Source organism: Pseudomonas taeanensis MS-3 (assembly GCF_000498575.2).
Classification (GTDB): domain Bacteria; phylum Pseudomonadota; class Gammaproteobacteria; order Pseudomonadales; family Pseudomonadaceae; genus Aquipseudomonas; species Aquipseudomonas taeanensis.
This window is the reverse complement of sequence record NZ_AWSQ01000001.1, coordinates 1517533-1537141: the sequence shown is the minus strand read 5'-3', so window position 1 is coordinate 1537141 and position 19609 is coordinate 1517533. Positions and strand designations below refer to the sequence as shown.

The 19609-nt window shown below is 57.2% G+C and carries 18 protein-coding genes; 3 read left to right on the top strand and 15 right to left on the bottom strand.

Features of this window, described 5'->3' with window-relative positions; all coding sequences use genetic code 11:
• Window positions 1-4 precede the first annotated feature (4 nt).
• Complete coding sequence (locus TMS3_RS06675) at window positions 5-1153, bottom strand: efflux RND transporter periplasmic adaptor subunit (protein ID WP_025164482.1); 1149 nt, start codon at window positions 1151-1153, stop codon at window positions 5-7.
• Between the two features lie 146 nt (window positions 1154-1299).
• Between TMS3_RS06675 and TMS3_RS06670 the strand changes: the two genes are divergently transcribed.
• Entirely contained in the window at window positions 1300-1974 is a 675-nt protein-coding gene (locus tag TMS3_RS06670) for a TetR family transcriptional regulator (protein ID WP_025164481.1), read from the top strand.
• Between the two features lie 246 nt (window positions 1975-2220).
• Here the strand turns inward: TMS3_RS06670 and TMS3_RS24535 are convergent, their stop codons facing one another.
• From TMS3_RS24535 to TMS3_RS06645, 6 genes are all read right to left on the bottom strand, one after another.
• On the bottom strand, window positions 2221-5859 hold the full coding sequence (locus tag TMS3_RS24535) for a pilus assembly protein (RefSeq protein ID WP_083491708.1): 3639 nt from the start codon (window positions 5857-5859) through the stop codon (window positions 2221-2223).
• Window positions 5860-6215: 356 nt separating this feature from the next.
• Complete coding sequence (locus TMS3_RS24530; protein WP_043301778.1) at window positions 6216-6638, bottom strand: type IV pilin protein; 423 nt, start codon at window positions 6636-6638, stop codon at window positions 6216-6218.
• A gap of 70 nt (window positions 6639-6708) precedes the next feature.
• Window positions 6709-7230 (bottom strand): pilus assembly PilX family protein, encoded by a 522-nt coding sequence (locus tag TMS3_RS06660; RefSeq protein WP_025164479.1) that lies wholly within the window; start codon window positions 7228-7230, stop codon window positions 6709-6711.
• Window positions 7231-7240: 10 nt separating this feature from the next.
• Complete coding sequence (locus tag TMS3_RS06655) at window positions 7241-8287, bottom strand: PilW family protein (protein WP_025164478.1); 1047 nt, start codon at window positions 8285-8287, stop codon at window positions 7241-7243.
• Complete coding sequence (pilV, locus tag TMS3_RS06650) at window positions 8284-8709, bottom strand: type IV pilus modification protein PilV (RefSeq protein WP_025164477.1); 426 nt, start codon at window positions 8707-8709, stop codon at window positions 8284-8286. Before pilV ends, TMS3_RS06655 begins: the two co-directional genes overlap by 4 nt.
• On the bottom strand, window positions 8706-9203 hold the full coding sequence (locus tag TMS3_RS06645; protein ID WP_025164476.1) for a GspH/FimT family pseudopilin: 498 nt from the start codon (window positions 9201-9203) through the stop codon (window positions 8706-8708). Before TMS3_RS06645 ends, pilV begins: the two co-directional genes overlap by 4 nt.
• Before the next feature lie 159 nt (window positions 9204-9362).
• On the opposite strand from TMS3_RS06645, the gene TMS3_RS06640 reads away from it, so the two are divergent.
• A complete protein-coding gene (locus tag TMS3_RS06640) occupies window positions 9363-9872 on the top strand; it encodes a GspH/FimT family pseudopilin (protein WP_083491706.1) in 510 nt (169 codons plus the stop codon).
• 14 nt (window positions 9873-9886) lie between these two features.
• Here the strand turns inward: TMS3_RS06640 and ispH are convergent, their stop codons facing one another.
• The 6 genes from ispH to murJ form a co-directional block, all read right to left on the bottom strand.
• The gene (ispH, locus tag TMS3_RS06635) at window positions 9887-10831 is read right to left on the bottom strand and encodes a 4-hydroxy-3-methylbut-2-enyl diphosphate reductase (protein WP_025164474.1); all 945 of its coding nucleotides are present in this window, start codon (window positions 10829-10831) and stop codon (window positions 9887-9889) included.
• A 161-nt stretch (window positions 10832-10992) separates the two neighbouring features.
• On the bottom strand, window positions 10993-11430 hold the full coding sequence (locus TMS3_RS06630) for an FKBP-type peptidyl-prolyl cis-trans isomerase (RefSeq protein WP_025164473.1): 438 nt from the start codon (window positions 11428-11430) through the stop codon (window positions 10993-10995).
• A complete protein-coding gene (gene lspA / locus TMS3_RS06625) occupies window positions 11427-11933 on the bottom strand; it encodes a signal peptidase II (RefSeq protein ID WP_025164472.1) in 507 nt (168 codons plus the stop codon). The genes TMS3_RS06630 and lspA overlap by 4 nt, the downstream gene beginning before the upstream one ends.
• On the bottom strand, window positions 11926-14757 hold the full coding sequence (gene ileS, locus TMS3_RS06620) for an isoleucine--tRNA ligase (protein WP_025164471.1): 2832 nt from the start codon (window positions 14755-14757) through the stop codon (window positions 11926-11928). Before ileS ends, lspA begins: the two co-directional genes overlap by 8 nt.
• A gap of 34 nt (window positions 14758-14791) precedes the next feature.
• Window positions 14792-15718, bottom strand: coding sequence for a bifunctional riboflavin kinase/FAD synthetase (ribF, locus tag TMS3_RS06615; protein ID WP_025164470.1), 927 nt, complete (start codon window positions 15716-15718; stop codon window positions 14792-14794).
• 101 nt (window positions 15719-15819) lie between these two features.
• A complete protein-coding gene (gene murJ, locus TMS3_RS06610; protein ID WP_025164469.1) occupies window positions 15820-17364 on the bottom strand; it encodes a murein biosynthesis integral membrane protein MurJ in 1545 nt (514 codons plus the stop codon).
• 201 nt (window positions 17365-17565) lie between these two features.
• Between murJ and rpsT the strand changes: the two genes are divergently transcribed.
• Entirely contained in the window at window positions 17566-17844 is a 279-nt protein-coding gene (rpsT, locus tag TMS3_RS06605) for a 30S ribosomal protein S20 (protein ID WP_025164468.1), read from the top strand.
• Window positions 17845-17940: 96 nt separating this feature from the next.
• Here the strand turns inward: rpsT and TMS3_RS06600 are convergent, their stop codons facing one another.
• Both TMS3_RS06600 and proB read right to left on the bottom strand, forming a co-directional pair.
• Window positions 17941-18417 carry a CreA family protein gene (locus tag TMS3_RS06600; protein WP_025164467.1) on the bottom strand — a complete coding sequence of 159 codons (477 nt, stop codon included), beginning with the start codon at window positions 18415-18417 and terminating at the stop codon, window positions 17941-17943.
• Between the two features lie 28 nt (window positions 18418-18445).
• Window positions 18446-19564: a glutamate 5-kinase gene (gene proB, locus TMS3_RS06595; RefSeq protein ID WP_025164466.1), complete on the bottom strand. Its 1119-nt coding sequence runs from the start codon at window positions 19562-19564 to the stop codon at window positions 18446-18448.
• Window positions 19565-19609: the final 45 nt, after the last annotated feature.

The window sequence follows — 19609 nt, the reverse complement described above, 5'->3', positions numbered from 1 at the left end:
CTCCTTAGGATTGCTTGGCGGATGGGGCGCTGGGCTCGGCGACCCTCACCGGCGTATCCGGGCGCACCTTGGGCAGCCCCTCGACGATCACCCGGTCACCGGCGCTGATGCCGGACTCGATCACCCAGCGGCCTTGGGCGGTGCGTCCGGTGCTGACCTGGCGCATGCGCGCGATGCTCTCCTCGTCGACCACATACACGAAGGTGCCGCGCGGACCTTGTGCAACCGCACGTTCCGGCACGGTAATGGCGCTGGGCAAGGTAATGCCCTTGACCACGACTCGCACGAACTGACCGGGGAGCAGCTTCTGCTCCGGATTGGGCACCACGGCGCGGGCACTGACGGTGCTGGTGCTGCGGTCGATCAGGCTACCGGTGAAGTCCACCTTGCCCGCCAATGGATAGACCGAACCATCGCCGAACTTGATTTCGACACTCATCTGCTGGTCTTCAGGCAAGGTCAGCGCACCACTGTTCAGGCCGCTGCGGACCACGGCCACATCGGTGTCCGGGGCGGCGAAGTTGACGAAAATCGGGTCGAGCTGGGTGATGTTGGTCAGCAGGCTGGCGTTCGGATCGCCCGCGACCATGAGGCTGCCCTCGGAAACGGTTTCGCGGCTGGTGATGCCGGAGATTGGCGCCTTCACCGTGGTGTAGTCGAGATCGATCTGTTTGGATTGCACCTCGGCCTCGGCGGCCTGGATATTGGCCTTGCTCTGCTCGAAGTTGGAGATGGCATTGTCCAGCTCGCTCTCGCTGGCGAACCCCTTCTTCTGCAACTCGCGAATACGCCGCAAGTCGCGCTCGGTCTGCCGGTAACGCGCCTGCTCCTGAGCCAGGGCACCTTTGGCCCGAGCCAAGGCGGCCTGATAGGTGCGCGGATCGATGCGGAACATCACCTGGCCCTGCTTGACCTGACTACCCTCCAGGTAAGTGCGCTCCTGCAGAATACCGCTGACCTGGGCACGCACCTGCACCTCGCGAAAGCCCGCGGTGCGTGCCGAGTACTCCAGCTCCAGTGGCAACGGCGCGACCTTTGCTGTCTCCACCAGCACCTCAGGCGCAGGAGGCGCATCAGCCGCCTGAGCCACAGACATCAGGGAAGCAAAGGCGAGAACCCCAAGAACACGAGGGAGTTGGTGGACAAAGGACATAGGTGTCTCCGGGACAACGCGAGGCGCATAAACGAGGGCGACGATGCTAGTTACATACAGCACTGTTTGTAAATAGAACATAGTGCGCAAAATCATTACACTCTGTTCCACCAAACCTGAGCCTAGTCAGAAATACAGCCGCCGCCATGCGCCGAACCAAAGAACAAGCCGAACACACCCGCGACACCATCCTGGCAGCAGCCGAAGTGCTGTTCCTGGAAAAAGGCGTGGCGCATACCAGCCTGGAGCACATCGCCCGGCAGGCTGGAGTGACCCGGGGTGCGGTGTACTGGCACTTCGAGAACAAGGCTCACTTGTTTCACACCATGCTCAGCCAGGTGCGCCTGCCTCCCGAGCAGATGGCCGAACGCTTGTCCGGCTGCGATGGCATCGACCCTTTATTGTCGCTGCGTAACCTCTGCATCGAGGCCATCGAAAACCTCGCCCGCGACCCGCAGAAGCGGCGGATTTTCACCATCCTCCTGCACCGCTGTGAGTTCACCGACGAGCTGCGCGAAGCGGAACGCCAGCACAACGACTTCATCAACCAGTTCATCGAACTGGTGGAAGACTTGCTCAATCGCCCCGAGTGTCACGCCCGCCTGCACCCCGAGGTAACCCCGCGCCTCGCCGCACGCGCTCTGCACGCCCAGGTCGTCGGCCTGTTCACCGACTGGACCCGCGACCCGGAACTGTTCGACCCGCTGTGCGATACGGCAGCGTTGATCGACGTGGTGATGCGTGGGTTGGTTCGTGATTGGGATTCGCCCGCCATTAAACGCGGCAAGCCGACATTCGCCGTCACGCCGCATATATGTTGACCCCAGACTTTGGATTGGAACAACCTAGTGTAAATACCGTGCCAATTCAAACTAGTAGCGTAGTAAGAACAATACTTACTTCAGAAACTCATAAATAAAAAAATTCCGGCACCTGCGACCGGAATTATTTCATTACGTGAATTGAGCGACTTGCCAACAGACTGACTTTCGGCAATTCAACCCGCAACCAACCTTACTTTCGTCCGGTCTCCGAGACAAGCTCGCCCACCACGCGGTCTTTTATACCTACTGCAGTTGACGCCAAGACTGGCGCCCCTTGATATTGCCGCTCCCGACTTCGACCGTCGAACTGAGAGTCCCACTCGAACCGGAGGTATATTTGTACTCCAAGTCGCCTGCGCCAATGATGCCGGGAGTCTTGATGATCTCATCAAATCCCTTGCCGCCAACCGGGACTTTACTGCCATCGGAAAGAGTCACGTAGTCGTTCTCATCAACCTGACCATCACCATTAACATCGTAGACTGAATAGGCTAAACGTCCCCCATTAATGGCATCCAACTCCATAAGCCAACTCTTCCCCCCATAGGCACAAGCATCACTGGACGGAATAAGGGTAGTGAAGATAATCCGTCCATCACGGAGCAAAGCCTGACTAACCACACGTTCACCCGCACCATTGGACGCCCCGGGCGACTTAAGGTCCAAGTACCAGCCTTTCTTGCTCACATAGTCAACAGTATTGGTCGATGTAACGCGATAACCACCAAAGCCGGAAATCGCACCTTCATTGGTAATAGTCTGCTGCACCAAGCTTGACAACGCGGTTACTTGCGAACCGTCGTCATAGACACCATAAAATCGTTGCAACTGCGGAGAGCTTCCCACTACATTGTCGCCGGATTCAAAATACTTACCGGTACCAAAATAGATCATGACGCCATTGCCATCAGGATTCCGTCCTGCTGTTGCTCGCGCGGTAATCGCCTGGCCTGAACCACTCACGGCGGTGAATAGTGGCTTAGGCGTAGAGCCCTGTTTGTAGGCTACACCCCATTGATTTGCATTAGCGCTGCTTAGATCAAACTTCCACATATTGCCAAGCAAATCCCCGGCATAGACCGCATCGGTAATTCGGTCATTATTGGTATCGACCGGAAGAGGTGTGGCCAAGCCATTACCTGTACCCGAAACCCCTGTATCGATTGATTTCAACAGAACACCATCAGACAACCTGACGATATTGAGCTTGACGTTCTCGCCACTGTCATACCCATTGCCATAAATAGCCACCCAGTCCCCGGAAGCTAATCGAGCGATAACCGGATGGCTCATGGCGGTACCCGTAGTACTGTTCTCCCAGGTCACACTCCCAGCCCCTAAGCCACTCGGATTACTGATATCAAGGGCAAATACCGACTTGCCGCCTGCCCCAGTAGAACCAACTAACATGGTTTTCCACACACCGTTGATATAGGCATCGGAAGAACGTGCAGGGCCATCAACCAAGTAGCGGTGCGTATAACCTGGGTCAGTCAGAGCAGCAATCTTAGGTTGCGCAACACTGCCAAAGACCCCTGAGGGGATAAACGCAAACAACTCCATCCCAGTGCTTGCATTGAATCCATGCATCATTCCATCGTTGGCTCCGACAAATAACATCGGTGTCCTGCTCTGCTTACCTGCTACATAGCTAGCATAACTAGCGCCCTCGGTAGCCAGCACGGAGAAGCCATAATCCTGACTTTTAACGAACAGAGGGTCCGAATTCACAATATCGCCAAGCTTCTTGGTGCGATTGCGAAACCCGCCTCCCTGATTCTGCTCCAACGTATTGGAGCCTCGAATCCACTCCAAACGCGCCAGTCCGAGTGCATCACCATTATTCAATGCGTCTCGCTGACTCTGACTTAACGAGAGCCAGTTTGTGGCTACAAAGTCAATACCTTGAGCACCATTCCAAGTGACGATGTTGCGGGCCGATGCAGATGGAATCCCGTTATCTGTAGTCCAGGCTTGAGAGGAAATCTGGCCATTAGCTGCAATGCTATAAGCGAGCAATTCACCTGACCAGTCGGCACTGTTGAACTTGGCCTGATACACAAAGGTATCGGTATCCAGACGAGTGGAGTTACTTGCCACAGCCGAAGCCGATCCCGTCCGCGCGATGATGCTGCTCAATGCTATTTTTATCGCCTTGGCCACTTCTGTGGGGGTCTTGGCATTAAGCATCTGACCGCGACCATTCAGGGTTGCATGCCACAGATCATCTACGGCTCGTGGGCTGCGATTTGAAAAGCTGTTCCACCAGGCTGGCGGGTTAGCATAGGGATCGGTAACAACATCCGGATCAAACAAAATACCCTTGCTGCCGAGAGTCACCCCATAGGTCAGCATATGCAGGTTACGATTGCAGTCCGTTCCCGCCGGCGGGTTGGCCGTATTACATGCGGCAACTACCGGCACACGCCCACTAGGGAAACCAGTTCCCGTGCGCAACGGGGTCTTGTAATACTTCATAGCAATATCTGCGATGGTGTCACTCACAGAGTCTGCATAAGGTGAGCCCTGATCGCCATCGGCATTACCTGGTGCCGGGCTAACACTAGAAGCATTACTAAATCCATCGGTAAAAAGAATGGCTGCGTTACTCTGACAGGAATACTGCACCGGGGCATTGACATCGGTACGCATCAACTGCTCCCCTGCGTGCAGAAGCGCCTCGCGATTCGGCGTACCACCACTACCCGTAGGCGCCATCACATCCTGAAAGAAACTATCCCGATCTGCTGCGAGAGATAGATTACGCATGGTCAACGTAGAGCGGTTATTAATTCGGTATGTCGCAGCACGAATCGTTGTCATGTCCTTGAAGGACGCTGCCACCCCACCTCGAGTTGCCAGTTGACGCTTACGATAATAACTAAACCAGTTAGCGAAGTTCTGAATCGCCATTTGGTACTGGGCAGTCGTACTAAAATTTGCCGGCTTTATCTCATAAAGATAAAGATCTGGTGAGGATGCACCCGGCGAATACCCTGACAACATAGGAGAAGCGGTATAGCCATAGCCGACAGGAAGCGCGGACGCTGATTCAGCGTAGAAAGTGGCTGGAAAATAACTAATGCCGTAGCTCGTATCATTACTGAGCTGCCCACCGCCCGAGACCGGCGTATAGGGTACGGTGCCTGCGGTAGTCAGCGTTTGCCAAGCGCTATTGAGATAAATCTTCGTCCCTGAGGGGATACGCATGCCACTGAATAGCCGAAATGTCTGGTTACTATCCTTCAGTTCAACATTAGCCGTCAGGTCGAGGGTCAGTGATGAACTCCGCCCCGGATCGGCTTTCGCAGCTGTTGCCGGCATGTTACTGAAGCTTTGCCCTCCTAAAGAAGGCCATGGCGCATAAGTCTGCAGAGGATCAAAATAGGCTTTGTTGTAGGCTACAGACCTTACATACGCGAGAGTTGGAAGCGGTGGAACGGCGAAGTGATCGTTTGTAGAGTCGCCATAGACACGCCCACCTTTACTAGAGTCACTGCCATTGGGGAATATGTAGATAAACTTCTTCCAAGTAGCATCGGCGCCACCCGCCTGGTTGAAATTCATCTGAGCTCCACCAACCCAGGCATCGGCTGAATAGTCGGCATTGGTACCCCAACCGAAAAATCCAGTTTTTGTTGCATCGGAATTGACACGCCACCATGCCGCACCATCATTAGTCGGCAGTAATAATTCGGCGTCCATACTTCCCGAGTCGTCAATCGCCATGATTACATTAGGCGTTACTTGGGTACTCAGAAACAGTGGTGCCTGATCAATTGTCAGCGCCGATGCTGTCAGCGAGATACCCATGGTGTGCACAAAGGACAAGGTCGCTAGCGCATAACGCATGGTGTTTGCAGTCTTAGTTAAACCAAACATGATTCAGCGACCTCATAAGCATCAATACATTTTTTGTGAACAGGTTGCATGACAGTGCAAGCACGAGTCAAAGATCCTTCTTTGCCAGCGGATACTTTCGGGCACTTCAGTTAAAGCCTGTTAATGACAGCAAGCCAACCTGACCACTTCAAAAATCATTTGACGCAGTCGACTCAAGCGCTTCCAACTTCTGTATAGAGGCCAGTTACCGATCGGTAAAGCGGTCACCGATCAATGCGGTAAAATTTCAGGACAAGCGGTTATACTGCTGAGAGGAACACTACTATCAGGACACAACCTTCATCCGCCGGAAACGAGTGTTCGCATGCGAAAATATGCTAGCGCATCAAGTAAGTCTACCAACAGTCCGCTAAGCTTCTGCTATTACTCGCAAGCGTACGACTGCCAGCCTGATTAATTTGGTACTCGCCGCACGCATCACTGGCCATACTACCTGTGCGACTGGCCTGCAAAGTGAAAGCACTACGAGTTGGCGTTCCACTTACTGCAATATTGTAATTGGCAGCACCACTAGCCGGCACGACAGTGCCAAACACTGAGGCCAGCGCCGTGCCCCCTGCATTTAGATAAGTGCCATTAGCCGAGTAGTAACGCTCCAGATTCTGCACTGCTTCAAGTAGCGCCACCTTCGCCTCAGATCGCTTGCCACGTTGTACATACTCCGTGTAACTAGGGTAGGCAATAGCCGCTAGTATTCCAATAATGGCGACCACTATCATCAACTCGATCAGCGTAAAGCCTTTTGACTTAGATCTCATCAGCCTGACATCCTCATGCCTGTCCACTCAGTGAGCATCTGCTCGCATACAAACGAGCCGGGGCGCACAATCAATCTCGGCGAAACGCGCTTTGCAACACAATCATCGAGTTTTCCGAAACGCCATAACCACGAGCAGTAATGCGGTACATCTCTATTTTTGGTGGCACGGTATCGGCATCCAAGGGGGCATTCACATCGACAATAAGCGGATATTTTTCAAGAATATACTGCGGCTGACTGTTGACATTTCCCACACCTGACTGGGTCACCCAACCGGTGGAGGATTTATTACGCCAGCTAGGCGGCACACACCCCGCTGCTGTACTGGCAGGATCGCCACAGATGGTATAGCGCCCCCCACTGCCAGTGAAACTGCCTAACGTTGCTTGCTGAAGATAAACCTCCCCCTCACGCAAGGCATACTCCGCCGCCTGGAACGCCGAATTATAATCACGCGCACTACCGGCCATTTGCTCTTGCAAAGTGGAACTCTGAATTGAACTGATGCCTATCATGGTAAGGATAAGCAGAAACACCAGACAGATGATTAACGTTGATCCCTGCTGTCGACGCCAAAATTGCAATTGCATTAGTGTCTCCTCAAGGTACTCGGTTACGTACTGCAACCACGCTTCCGAACACTTGGCGTACTCGACCGTCAGCAGCAACAGCGCCACCATTGTAATTAATACTCTGTGCCATACTGCCGGAACTGCTGAGGACCTTGCCCTCGACACCCTGCATCAACAGACTGAAACGTGCGCTAACAACCTTAGCCCAGTCCGTTACGTTATTGGCGGTGCGGTACACGTCGGCCAAAGAGTCATTGCCCGTATCCACACCAAACTCCAACTGTATATCCTGCACCCCTTCCACCAACTCATAAGCTGTTGCCGTCTCGGCAGTTTTACCAGCTTGGCGCTGCACGTAGAGCGCGCGAATGGCATCTCCATTTGGCGTTGTTCGGCCAGTTTCCTTGACAAAATACGCCGCTGACTCGAATACCATTACCTCAGCATCCGAACCATACATTTTGCTCAGATTGACCGAGGTATTTTTCGCAGCAGAGTGTGCAATAGTCACCTTCCCATCCGAGCCAGTGGAGACGTTAGTGGCGCGAAATATATCGGCATTAATACAGTCGGTAATAAATAGAATATCCCCTGCCTGCACATTCAGACTGTTATCGACAATTTGAATATTCGCATTGTTTGTGGCCAAATTACCGGTCAAGCGTAGTCCACCGCCGTTCACTTTACGCACGACCAGCGTATCAGTACCCGGCGCCGCCCCCCAAACATTACCACTCACTACATTATCACTACCCACAATAATCGTGTTGCTGTCAAAGCTCGCCACGGCAAGGCCGCCATCATCGGCTTGGCCAATGTTATTTACAGGGATACGATCTATATTGCCGCAACCCATATAGCCGGCCATACGAATATCATTAGCCATATAGCTAACGGCGAATCGGCCGTTCTCCTGCAGGCGGGCCATAGACTCCTGCATGCGGTAAGTATTTTTCGAGGATATGAAAATCTGCAAGACTGCCGCACTAAGCAACAACCCAACCAACAGAGCGATCATCAACTCAACAAGGCTGAGCCCATGGTTACGACGCCGATTGAATGAATATCTATTCATAGCTGGGTCTCGTAGACGAACTGCTGACTGGATTGCCCACCGACGCGAGACTCATCCCACTGCACCGTTACAATTACCTTCGACGCATTACGAGCAACAGCCCCCTTGCCATCTGGTAGCTGGCTGGTCAACGCGGCCCGCCACTGTTGCAGATCGGTTGCTTCAATACTGGTGCCGCTAGGCGCGCCAGCCGTAAGAGCGATATCGTAATTACCGGAGCGAGCTTTGACGCGATTGGCACGCATGCGCTCGGCGATGTCGTAGGCAAGAAACGTCGCCTGTGACCGCACTGCGGCAGTCTGATTGAACTTCAACGCATTGAGTTGCAGGCCTGCCATCCCCAACACTCCAATGCTCAGCACGAGAAACGACACCAACACCTCTATCAGACTAAAACCTGCTGATTGACGCGCATTAATCATGAGCAGGTCCTCCGGTTTGAAGATACACGACCCAAGTGGTTAATTGTGATGTCGCGCTCCAAGCTGCAGTAACTGGCGCCAACGCGAAATTGCAGAGTCGTCGCCGCCCCGAAAGCCACGCTGCTCTGGTAGCCCTGGCTACTGAAAATGATCGGCGATACGGATGAGGACAAGGTATTACCACCGGTAAACGCGGGGAACTCCTTGATTGCCTCACCACTGTCGTAAATACCATTGGAATTGCTATCAACCCAGGCACGCCATCCATTTGACCAGTTAGTTCCGCTGATCGGACTTACGCGCACCTGCGTACCGCGACGGATCGCCTCACTCCGCGCGAGAGCAAATGAGTTTACCAAGGCGGTCCTCTGCGACTCGGCGCGATTCGACCTGAGAAAATCAGCAAAGCTGGGTACTGCAATGCTCAACAACACGGCAAGCACAGCCAAGGTCACCATTAGCTCTATCAACGTGAAGCCTTTAATCTCGCGCATTGATCAACATCCTTGATTAACGTTTTCAAAACTATGGACTCGTGGCCGCCCTGTCACGCTCCAGAAGACTACTGAGGGCAAACTGGCGACGAGCGGCAGTACGCAGGACTTGGGCAGCTGAACTAGGGTTGTTTGTTCCACTCGACACGGCAGGACGCCATGAACAATTCTCAGGGATATAGTCTCTTGGAGCTGCTTACTACGCTCTGTATATGCAGCATTCTCTTCACACTTGCTACACCTAGCCTATCCAGCTTGAGAAATAGCTCGGCAGTGCAAGCCACCTCAGACAAACTACTCCGCAGCGTCGCCGCAGCACGCCAGCTGGCTATTCTGAGAGGTCAAGCCATCACGCTGGCCAATCGAGACGGAGCCTGGAGTAACGGCTGGAGCATATTCGCCGACACTAACAGCAATGGTAGTCAGGACGATGACGAGCCAACTATTCAGGCTCAGGGGGAGCTGGATATTCAAGTTGAACTCTATGCCAACAGCCCTGTAGCCAAATATATTCGCTACCTTCCCGACGGACGCGGATACCTAAATAATGGCGGCTTCCAAGCAGGCACCCTCTGGGTGTGCCATCAACAAAGACAGATTAAGGCATACCAACTGGTGCTTAGTGCTGGCGGACGACTGAGGCAAAGCAGCGGCCAGTGCCCATACTGAGCTGCGATCACAACTTAAAGCGTTTTAACCCGCAGCTCTTTGGGCATGGAAAAGGTGACATTCTCCGGTCGTCCGGCCAACTCGCTCTCCCCCGTCGCACCCCACGTCTGCAGCTGGGTTACAACTCCACGCACCAGCACTTCCGGGGCCGAGGCACCAGCAGTGATGCCGACTCCGGCAACACCATCGAACCATTCACGCTTGAGGTCTTCGGCGCCGTCGATCAGGTAGGCCGGGGTGCCCATGCGCTCGGCCAGCTCGCGCAGGCGATTGGAGTTTGAGCTATTCGGGCTGCCGACCACCAGCAGCACGTCGCACTCGCCCGCCAGCAGCTTGACCGCATCCTGGCGGTTCTGTGTGGCGTAGCAGATGTCGTCTTTGCGTGGGCCGCCGATAGCGGGGTACTTGCTGCGCAATGCATCGATGACCTTGCTGGTGTCATCCATCGACAGAGTGGTCTGGGTGACGAACGCCAGGGCTTCGGGGTTGCGCACCTGGAGACGCTCGACATCGGCTTCGTCTTCGACCAGGTAGATGGCACCACCGTTGCCAGCATCGTACTGGCCCATGGTGCCCTCGACTTCCGGGTGGCCGGCATGGCCGATCAGGATGCACTCGCGACTTTCGCGACTGTAACGCACCACCTCCATATGCACCTTGGTCACCAGCGGACAGGTGGCGTCGAAGACTTTCAAGCCACGCTGCTCGGCCTCGTTGCGCACCGCCTGGGACACCCCATGAGCGCTGAAGATGACGATGACGTCATCCGGCACCTGGTCCAGCTCCTCGACGAATACGGCGCCGCGTGCGCGCAAATCCTCGACCACGAACTTGTTGTGCACCACTTCATGGCGCACGTAGATCGGCGGGCCGAAGACCTCCAGGGCGCGGTTGACGATCTCGATAGCGCGGTCGACGCCGGCGCAGAAGCCGCGGGGATTGGCGAGTTTGATATGCATGGTGACTCTCGTACGCGAAGCTTGAACGGGCAGTGTAACGCGAGACCTTTAGCGGGCCTTTGAAAAACTACTGCGCCCGGCTCTGTGGTCGTAGACCGGATAAAATCCGGGGAGTGCCTAAGGGCTCCCGGATTTCATCCGGGCTACAGGCAACAACAGCATCAGAGTGGCTTGACCCCGATGATCTCCACCTCGAAGCTCAGCGCTTTGCCAGCCAATGGATGGTTGAAATCGATGGTCACCTGGGAGTCGTCGAAGGCTTTGACCACACCCGGCAGCTCGGTATTGGCGGCGTCATTGAAGATCACCAACAAGCCTTCGGAGAGCTCCATGTCCTTGAACTGGGTCCGCGGCATATGCTGCACGTTCTGCGGATTGGGCTGACCGAAACCCTGCTCGGGCAGTACCTGCACCGTGCGTTTATCGCCAGCTTTGAAACCGAACAGCGCGGCTTCGAAGCCTGGAAGCAGGTTGCCATCACCCACTTTGAAAGTGGCGGGCTGCTTGTCGAAGGTGCTATCCACCACATCGCCGTTTTCCAGCTTGATGGCAAAGTGCAGGGTGACTTCCTTGTCCGGGCCGATACGTACATCAGTCATGGTGCGACTTCTCCGGACTTGTTGCTTTTGAACATATCCAGTGCCAGCAAGATGGCACCGAGGGTAATGGCGGCATCCGCAAAGTTGAACGCGGGGAAGTACCAGCGGTTCTGCCAGTGCAGCAGAATAAAATCGACCACATGACCGAGCAACACCCGGTCGACCAGATTGCCCAAAGCCCCGCCGAGCACCAGGGCCAAGGCCACAGCCAGCCAGGTCTCCTCCGGCTTCAGGCGCTTCAGCCACACCACCAGCACAGCGCTGACGGCAATCGCGATCGCGGCGAACAGCCAACGCTGCCAGCCGGAGGCGCCCGCCAGAAAGCTGAAGGCCGCGCCGGTGTTGTAAGCCAGGGTCCAGCTGAAGTAATCGGGAATGATCACTATCTGCTGGTACATGCTCAAACTGCTGTCGAAATAGAACTTGCTCGCCTGATCGACCACAAACACCAGCAGACTCAGCCACAGCCAGGCCAGACGCCCGTAACGGCTGGCCTTAGGCATAGTGACGCACCTCGCCAGCACCTTCGATGTTATCCACACAGCGACCGCAGATTTCCGCGTGCGCTGGATTCACACCGACGTCTTCGCGGTGGTGCCAGCAGCGGGCGCACTTGGCGTGCGTGGACTTGACCACTTTCAGTTTGAGGCCGGCCACTTCGGTTGTCACAGCGTCAGCTGGCGCACTGCTCAGCGGGGCGAGGCTGGCGGTCGAGGTAATCAGCACGAAGCGTAGCTCGTTACCCAGCTTGTTCAGGTCGGCAATCAGACTGTCTTCGGCGTAGACGGTCACTTCGGCTTGCAGGTTGCCGCCAATGGCCTTGTCTTTACGCAGGTTTTCCAGCTCCTTGTTCACCGCAACCTTGACCGCCATGACCCGCTCCCAGAACTCACGGTTCAGCTCGAGGCCTTGCGGCAGCTCGCTCAGGCCCTGGTACCAGCCATTGAGCATCACCGACTCGTTGCGCTCGCCCGGCAGGTACTGCCACAGCTCATCGGCGGTGAAGGCCAGGATTGGCGCGATCCAGCGCACCAGAGCCTCGGAGATATGGAACAGCGCGGTCTGGCAGGAGCGTCGCGCCACGCTGTCGGCGGCGGTGGTGTACTGGCGGTCCTTGATGATGTCGAGGTAGAAGCCGCCCAACTCCTGCACGCAGAAGTTATGCACCTTCTGGTACACGTTCCAGAAACGATAACTGTCGTAGGCTTCCTCGACCTCGCGCTGCAGCAGCAGGGCGCGATCCACCGCCCAGCGGTCCAGTGCCAGCATCTCGGTCTCAGGCAGCAGGTGTTGCGCCGGATCGAAGCCGCTGAGGTTGGAAAGCAGGAAGCGCGCGGTGTTGCGGATGCGCCGATAGGCATCGGCGCTACGCTGCAGAATGACCTTGGAGACCGCCATCTCGCCGGAGTAATCGGTCGACGACACCCACAGACGCAGAATGTCGGCGCCCAGGCTGTCATTGACTTCCTGCGGCGCCACCACGTTGCCCAGGGACTTGGACATCTTGCGGCCGTTCTCGTCCACCACGAAACCGTGAGTCAGCAGCTCACGGTAGGGAGCGTGACCGTCGATGGCACAGCCGGTCAACAAGGAGGAATGGAACCAGCCGCGATGCTGATCGGAGCCTTCCAGATAGAGATCGGCACGCGGACCGCTAGTGTGTCCCAGCGCATGGGAACCGCGCAGCACGTGCCAGTGGGTGGTGCCGGAGTCGAACCAGACGTCCAGGGTATCGCTGATCTTGTCGTACTGCGCAGCTTCGTCGCCGAGCAGTTCGGCGGCGTCCAGCTTGAACCAGGCCTCGATGCCCTGCTGCTCGACGCGCTGGGCGACCTGCTCCATCAGCTCGGTGGTGCGTGGATGCAGCTCGCCACTTTCCTTGTGCAGGAAGAACGGGATCGGCACGCCCCAGTTACGCTGACGCGAGATGCACCAGTCCGGGCGACCGGCGATCATGCTGTGCAGGCGCGCCTGGCCCCAGGCTGGGACGAACGCGGTCTGCTCGATGCCGGCAATCGCCCGCTCACGCAGGGTGTCGCCTTGATTCGGTTGTTTGTCCATGCCGACGAACCACTGCGCAGTGGCGCGGTAGATCAGCGGGGTCTTGTGGCGCCAGCAGTGCATGTAGCTGTGGCTGATGGTTTCATGCTTAAGCAGGCTGCCCACTTCATCCAGTTTGGCAACGATGGCCGGGTTGGCCTTCCAGATGAACTGGCCACCGAAGAACGGCAACGATTCGACGTAGACGCCATGGCTCTGCACCGGGCTGAGGATGTCGTCATTGCTCATGCCGTAGCGTTTGCATGAATGGAAGTCGTCCTCGCCATAGGCCGGGGCCGAGTGAACGATACCGGTACCGGCATCCAGCGCGACATAGTCCGCCAGATAAACCGGTGCGAAACGCTCGTAGAACGGGTGGCGGAAACGAATCAGCTCCAGCGCCTCGCCCTTGGCGCGAGCGACCACCTCGCCTTGCAGGCCGTAACGCTGCAGGCAGCTCTCCACCAATTCGTCGGCCAGCAGCAACAGCTTGTCGCCGGTATCGACCAGGACGTAATCGAACTCCGGGTGCACGTTGAGCGCCTGGTTAGCCGGAATGGTCCAAGGCGTTGTGGTCCAGATCACGATACTGGCCGGCTTGGCCAGCTCACTCAGGCCGAAGGCGGCGGCCAGTTTTTCGCTGTCTTCGCAGACAAACGCGACATCGATCGCCTCGGACTTCTTGTCCTGATACTCGACCTCGGCCTCAGCCAGGGCCGAGCCGCAGTCGAAACACCAGTTGACCGGCTTCAAGCCCTTGAACACATAGCCCTGCTTGACCATCTCGGCCAGGGCGCGGATCTCGCCGGCCTCGTTGGCAAAGTCCATGGTCTTGTACGGGTTGTCCCAGTCACCCAGCACACCGAGGCGGATGAAGTCGGTCTTCTGCCCTTCGATCTGCTCGGCGGCATAGGTGCGGCAGCGTTCGCGGGTCTGATCGGCCGGCTGATTCTTGCCAAAGGTAGTTTCCACCTTGTGCTCGATCGGCAGACCGTGGCAATCCCAGCCCGGCACGTACGGTGCATCGAAGCCGGCCAGGGTCTTCGAGCGGGTGATGATGTCCTTGAGGATCTTGTTGACCGCGTGACCGATGTGAATACTGCCGTTGGCGTAGGGCGGGCCATCGTGCAGCACGAACTTCGGCCGGCCTTCGCCCTGCGCGCGCAGCTTCTGATACAGGCCAATTTCGTTCCAGCGCTGCAGCGTTTGCGGCTCGCGGGTCGGCAGACCAGCCTTCATCGGAAACTGGGTATCAGGCAGGTTTAGCGTGGCTTTATAATCGGTCATCTCAGGCTCTTCTAAGCGGTTGGCACTATGTGTTTTAAGTGCGCCAATGGGCACGGGCGGCGGCAATATCGGCAGCAATTGCCGTCTTCAGTGCCTCGAGTGAGGCGAAACGCTGCTCATCACGCAGCTTGTGGTGGAACGCCACCGTCAAACGCCGGCCATACAAATCACCGGCAAAATCCAACAGGTGCACCTCGAGATGGGCGCTACCGTCACCGGCCACCGTCGGCCGTACACCTATATTGGCGACGCCGGGCCAGGCCCGGCCATCTATCTCGGTACTGACCAGATACACCCCAGTCAACGGCACATGGCAACGCTTGAGCTGGACATTGGCCGTCGGCGCATCCAACTGACGCCCCAGCTTCTGCCCATGCAGCACCCGCCCGGCAATCTGAAAAGGCCTCCCGAGCAAATGCTCTGCCAAGGCAAAGTCGCCACTGGCAAGCGCCTCACGTACTCGTGTACTACTGACGCGCACCCCATCGAGCACGACCGTCTTCGCCGCCTCGACCGAGAAGCCTTCACGTGCGCCAGCTTGCGACAAAAACGCGAAATCCCCCGCCCGGTCGCAACCGAAACGGAAGTCATCGCCGACCTCCAGATGACGCACAGCCAGGCCGTCGACCAGCACTTTCTGCACGAACTCGGCGGCACTCAACTCGCGAAAGCGGCGAGTGAAGGCCAGGCAAAGCACTCGATCAACCCCTTCGGCGCTCAATAACGCGAGCTTGTCACGCAGACGGGTCAGGCGTGCCGGCGCCGTCTGCGGTGAGAAAAACTCACGTGGCTGCGGCTCGAAGATCACCACACAGCTGGGCACGCCCAACTCGCCCGCACGCTCACGCAAACGCGCCATGATGGCCTGATGGCCACGATGGACGCCGTCGAAATTGCCGATGGTGGCGACGCAGCCCCGATGCTGGGGCCGCAGATTATGTAGGCCTCGAACCAGCTGCATAGTGCGCTTCTTGCTCATAAAGTGGCCGATTATACCTAGACAACGGCGACGGGCGACAGGCCATAAGCGCGCGACCGACGCAAAGGTTCACAACGCTGGCGTCAATGACGCAAATGACGCAGGCGCAAACCGAGTGCCAGCAGCGCACCCGCATAGGCCAGCAGTCCGCCACCGACCAACAGGCTCAGCCACAGCACACGCTGCTGCCAACCCCAGACGAACCATTCAGCCGACGGTACGTTCAGCCACCAGACCAGGGCGATCATCGCCGCGCAGGCGCCCAGCAAACGCAGAGCGAACAGCCACCAGCCCGGCGCGGGGCGATACACGCCGATCTTGTACAGCCCCCAAAACAGCAGCCCGGTGTTCAGTAACGACGACAACGATGTCGCCAAGGCCAAGCCAACATGCTGCAACGGCCAGATCAGGATCAGATTGAACACCATGTTCGCCACCATGCAGATGATCGCAATCCGCACCGGTGTTTTCAGGTCCTGACGGGCGAAAAACGCCGGCGCCAGCACCTTGATCAGCATGAACGCCAGCACACCTAGTGAGTAGGCCTCCAGCGCATTGGCCGACTGCAGCACGTCACGCTCGGTCATTGCCCCGTAGTAGAACAGGCTGGCGATCAGCGGCTCGGAAAGAATCGCCAGCGCAAGCGCCGCAGGCACCCCGACCAACAAGACCATGCGCAGCGCCCAGTCGATAGTCGCCGAAAAGGCCTTGGGATCATCGGTGGCATGCAGCCGCGACAGACTCGGCAGAATCACCGTACCTATTGCGATACCAAAGGCTCCCAACGGCAGTTCGGACAAACGGTCGGCGTAATACAGCCAGGAGATACTGCCCGTCTGCAGGAAGGACGCCAGCACGGTGTCCAACAACAGGTTGATCTGGCTGACCGACACACCGAACAGCGCCGGCACCATCAGCAACATGATGCGCCTGACGCCCTCGTCGCGATGCACCCTGGGCGTTGGCAGCAGCTTGATCCGCGCCAGAAACGGCAACTGAAACAACAGTTGGGCAAAGCCCGCAATCAGCACGCCCCAGGCCAGGGCCATGATCGGCTGCTGGAAATACGGCGTCAGGTAGATCGCCGCACCGATCATGCAGACGTTGAGCAGCACCGGGGTAAACGACGGCACGGCAAAACGCCCATAGGTGTTGAGTATTCCGCCACTGAAGGCCGTTAGCGAGATCAGCAGTAAATAAGGGAAGGTGATTTGCAGCAACTCGCCCGCCAGCGCGAGCTTGGCCGGCTCATCGCGAAAGCCTGGCGCAAACAGCATGATCAGGTACGGCGAGGCAACCACACCGAGAGCGGTCAACGCCGTCAGGGTCAAACCGAGGTAGCCCGCCGTGCGGTCGACCAACTGCTTGACCTCGGCCAGACTGCGCTGCGCACGATACTCCGAGAGCACCGGAACAAAAGCCTGGGCGAACGCCCCCTCGGCAAACAAGCGGCGCAAGAAGTTGGGGATTTTGAAGGCAATAAAAAACGCATCGGCTGCCGGGCTGGAACCGAAATAGGCAGCCACTACCATATCGCGTACCATGCCCAGCACGCGCGACAGCAGGGTCATCACACTGACCACCGCACTGGAACGCAACAAGCCGCCCTTACCGGTTCGCTCGGACATGCACTACCCCTTAGAAAAGGCCGCCGAGTTTACCGGCCGCCATGAATACTGGGTAGAGCAAGTAAGACCACGCCGATTTCCGGTCGGCACAGCACATACAACAATCACCGCTTAGCCGACAGGCTTGACATCCATCAAGCGCGTCGGCATGATTCGCGGCCTTATTTGTTGTAACCCCCCCAGTTTTCGAGGAGTTTGACGGTGGCCAATACACCTTCTGCCAAAAAACGCGCCAAACAGGCTGAGAAGCGTCGTAGCCATAACGCCAGCCTGCGCTCCATGGTCCGCACCTACATCAAGAACGTAGTCAAGGCTATCGACGCCAAAGAACTTGAGCAGGCGCAAACCGCTTACACCCTGGCTGTGCCGGTAATCGACCGTATGGCCGACAAAGGCATCATCCACAAGAACAAAGCAGCGCGCCATAAAAGCCGCCTGAATGGCCACATCAAGGCCCTCAGTGAAGCTGCAGCTGCCTAAGCTGCCAGTTATTCGCTGTTAGTTCTTAAAAAACCGGCCTGATGGCCGGTTTTTTTATTGCCGTTAAAAAGCCCGAACCTGATTCGGGCTTTTTATTCAACGCTGGTCCGGCCAGGGCAGAATCGGGATCGCAGTTACCGCATTCTGCGGACTGCCCTCGATTATCCGGTCGCTGTACACCAGGTACACCAAGGTGTTGCGTTTCTCATCGAAGAACCGCACCACCTGCATGGTTTTGAACACCAGCGAAGTTCGCTCGCGAAATACCTCCTCCCCCTCTTCCAGCTCATCCCTGAAGCGCACCGGCCCTACCTGGCGACAGGCAATCGACGCCTCGGCGCGATCCTCGGCCAAACCCAGACTACCCTTCACCCCACCCGTCTTGGCGCGCGACAAATAACAGGTCACCCCCTCCACCTTAGGGTCATCAAAGGCCTCGACGACGATCTTGTCATTCGACCCCAACCACTTGAATACCGTGGACACCTCACCGATTTCCTCTGCAACCACTACAGAAGGCAACAGAAACGGTAACACCAGTAAAGCATTCAGCAATCCTTTGGCTTTTCGCATCATGAGTTCCTCTTAGACCTGAGGCAGACTAAACCAGAATCAGGTTATCGCGATGCACCAGCTCTGGCTCGTCGACATACCCCAGACACTTCTCAATGGCATCCGACGACCGGCCGATGATCTTCTGCGCCTCGATCGCGCTGTAATTGACCAGACCTCGCGCAACTTCACGACCATCCGCCGCCACGCAGACCACCATCTCGCCACGGCGGAAACTGCCCTGCAGCGCCTTGACACCCACCGGCAGCAGACTCTTGCGACCTGTCTCCAGGGCCTTGACCGCCCCAGCATCCAATACCAAGGTGCCACGGGTCTGCAGATGCCCTGCCAGCCATTGCTTACGCGCCGCCAGCAACCCGCGCTCCGGTGCCAGCAAGGTACCCAAGCGCTCGCCACTCTTGAGGCGCGCCAAGACCTGCTCGATAGCCCCGCCAACAATCACCGTGTGCGCCCCTGAACGCGCCGCCAGACGCGCCGCACGCAGCTTGGTCTGCATACCCCCACGCCCCAGCGCGCCACCCACACTCCCGGCCACCGCATCGAGCGCCGAGTCATCGGCGCGCGCCTCATAAATTAGCTGGGCATTGGGGTTATGCCGCGGATCAGCGTTATACATCCCATCGCGATCAGTCAGGATCACCAACAGATCGGCCTCGACCAGATTAGCCACCAGCGCCGCCAGGGTATCGTTGTCCCCAAAGCGAATCTCATCGGTGACCACCGTGTCGTTCTCGTTGATCACCGGAATCACATCCAGCTCGACCAGGGTGCGCAACGTGCTACGCGCATTCAGGTAGCGCTTGCGGTCCGACAGATCATCATGGGTCAGCAGGACCTGCGCCGTGTGCCGACCATGCTCGGCAAAGCTCGACTCCCACGCCTGCACCAGAACCATCTGGCCAATGGCCGCCGCGGCCTGCAGCTCGTGCATCGCACTGGGCCGAGCCACCCAGCCCAGCCGACTCATCCCGGCCGCCACCGCCCCAGAGGACACCAGCACCAGCTCGACCCCCTGCTCGCGCAGCGCCACCATCTGCTTGACCCAAACCGCCATTGCCGCGCGATCCAGCCCTCGCCCATCAGCCGTCAGCAACGCACTGCCAATCTTCACTACCCAGCGCCGCGCACCGGTTACCTTGTCACGCATGATCTTCCAACCTTAGCCAGAAAGCGCTTGTGCACCCATTACAAC

What these genes read in the sequence shown, in the direction of transcription:
- TMS3_RS06675 (WP_025164482.1), bottom strand. Translation starts at nt 1,153, where the DNA reads ATGTCCTTTGTCCACCAACTCCCTCGTGTTCTTGGGGTTCTCGCCTTT.
- TMS3_RS06670 (WP_025164481.1), top strand. Translation starts at nt 1,300, where the DNA reads ATGCGCCGAACCAAAGAACAAGCCGAACACACCCGCGACACCATCCTG.
- TMS3_RS24535 (WP_083491708.1), bottom strand. Translation starts at nt 5,859, where the DNA reads ATGTTTGGTTTAACTAAGACTGCAAACACCATGCGTTATGCGCTAGCG.
- TMS3_RS24530 (WP_043301778.1), bottom strand. Translation starts at nt 6,638, where the DNA reads ATGAGATCTAAGTCAAAAGGCTTTACGCTGATCGAGTTGATGATAGTG.
- TMS3_RS06660 (WP_025164479.1), bottom strand. Translation starts at nt 7,230, where the DNA reads ATGCAATTGCAATTTTGGCGTCGACAGCAGGGATCAACGTTAATCATC.
- TMS3_RS06655 (WP_025164478.1), bottom strand. Translation starts at nt 8,287, where the DNA reads ATGAATAGATATTCATTCAATCGGCGTCGTAACCATGGGCTCAGCCTT.
- pilV (WP_025164477.1), bottom strand. Translation starts at nt 8,709, where the DNA reads ATGATTAATGCGCGTCAATCAGCAGGTTTTAGTCTGATAGAGGTGTTG.
- TMS3_RS06645 (WP_025164476.1), bottom strand. Translation starts at nt 9,203, where the DNA reads ATGCGCGAGATTAAAGGCTTCACGTTGATAGAGCTAATGGTGACCTTG.
- TMS3_RS06640 (WP_083491706.1), top strand. Translation starts at nt 9,363, where the DNA reads ATGAACAATTCTCAGGGATATAGTCTCTTGGAGCTGCTTACTACGCTC.
- ispH (WP_025164474.1), bottom strand. Translation starts at nt 10,831, where the DNA reads ATGCATATCAAACTCGCCAATCCCCGCGGCTTCTGCGCCGGCGTCGAC.
- TMS3_RS06630 (WP_025164473.1), bottom strand. Translation starts at nt 11,430, where the DNA reads ATGACTGATGTACGTATCGGCCCGGACAAGGAAGTCACCCTGCACTTT.
- lspA (WP_025164472.1), bottom strand. Translation starts at nt 11,933, where the DNA reads ATGCCTAAGGCCAGCCGTTACGGGCGTCTGGCCTGGCTGTGGCTGAGT.
- ileS (WP_025164471.1), bottom strand. Translation starts at nt 14,757, where the DNA reads ATGACCGATTATAAAGCCACGCTAAACCTGCCTGATACCCAGTTTCCG.
- ribF (WP_025164470.1), bottom strand. Translation starts at nt 15,718, where the DNA reads ATGCAGCTGGTTCGAGGCCTACATAATCTGCGGCCCCAGCATCGGGGC.
- murJ (WP_025164469.1), bottom strand. Translation starts at nt 17,364, where the DNA reads ATGTCCGAGCGAACCGGTAAGGGCGGCTTGTTGCGTTCCAGTGCGGTG.
- TMS3_RS06600 (WP_025164467.1), bottom strand. Translation starts at nt 18,417, where the DNA reads ATGCGAAAAGCCAAAGGATTGCTGAATGCTTTACTGGTGTTACCGTTT.
- proB (WP_025164466.1), bottom strand. Translation starts at nt 19,564, where the DNA reads ATGCGTGACAAGGTAACCGGTGCGCGGCGCTGGGTAGTGAAGATTGGC.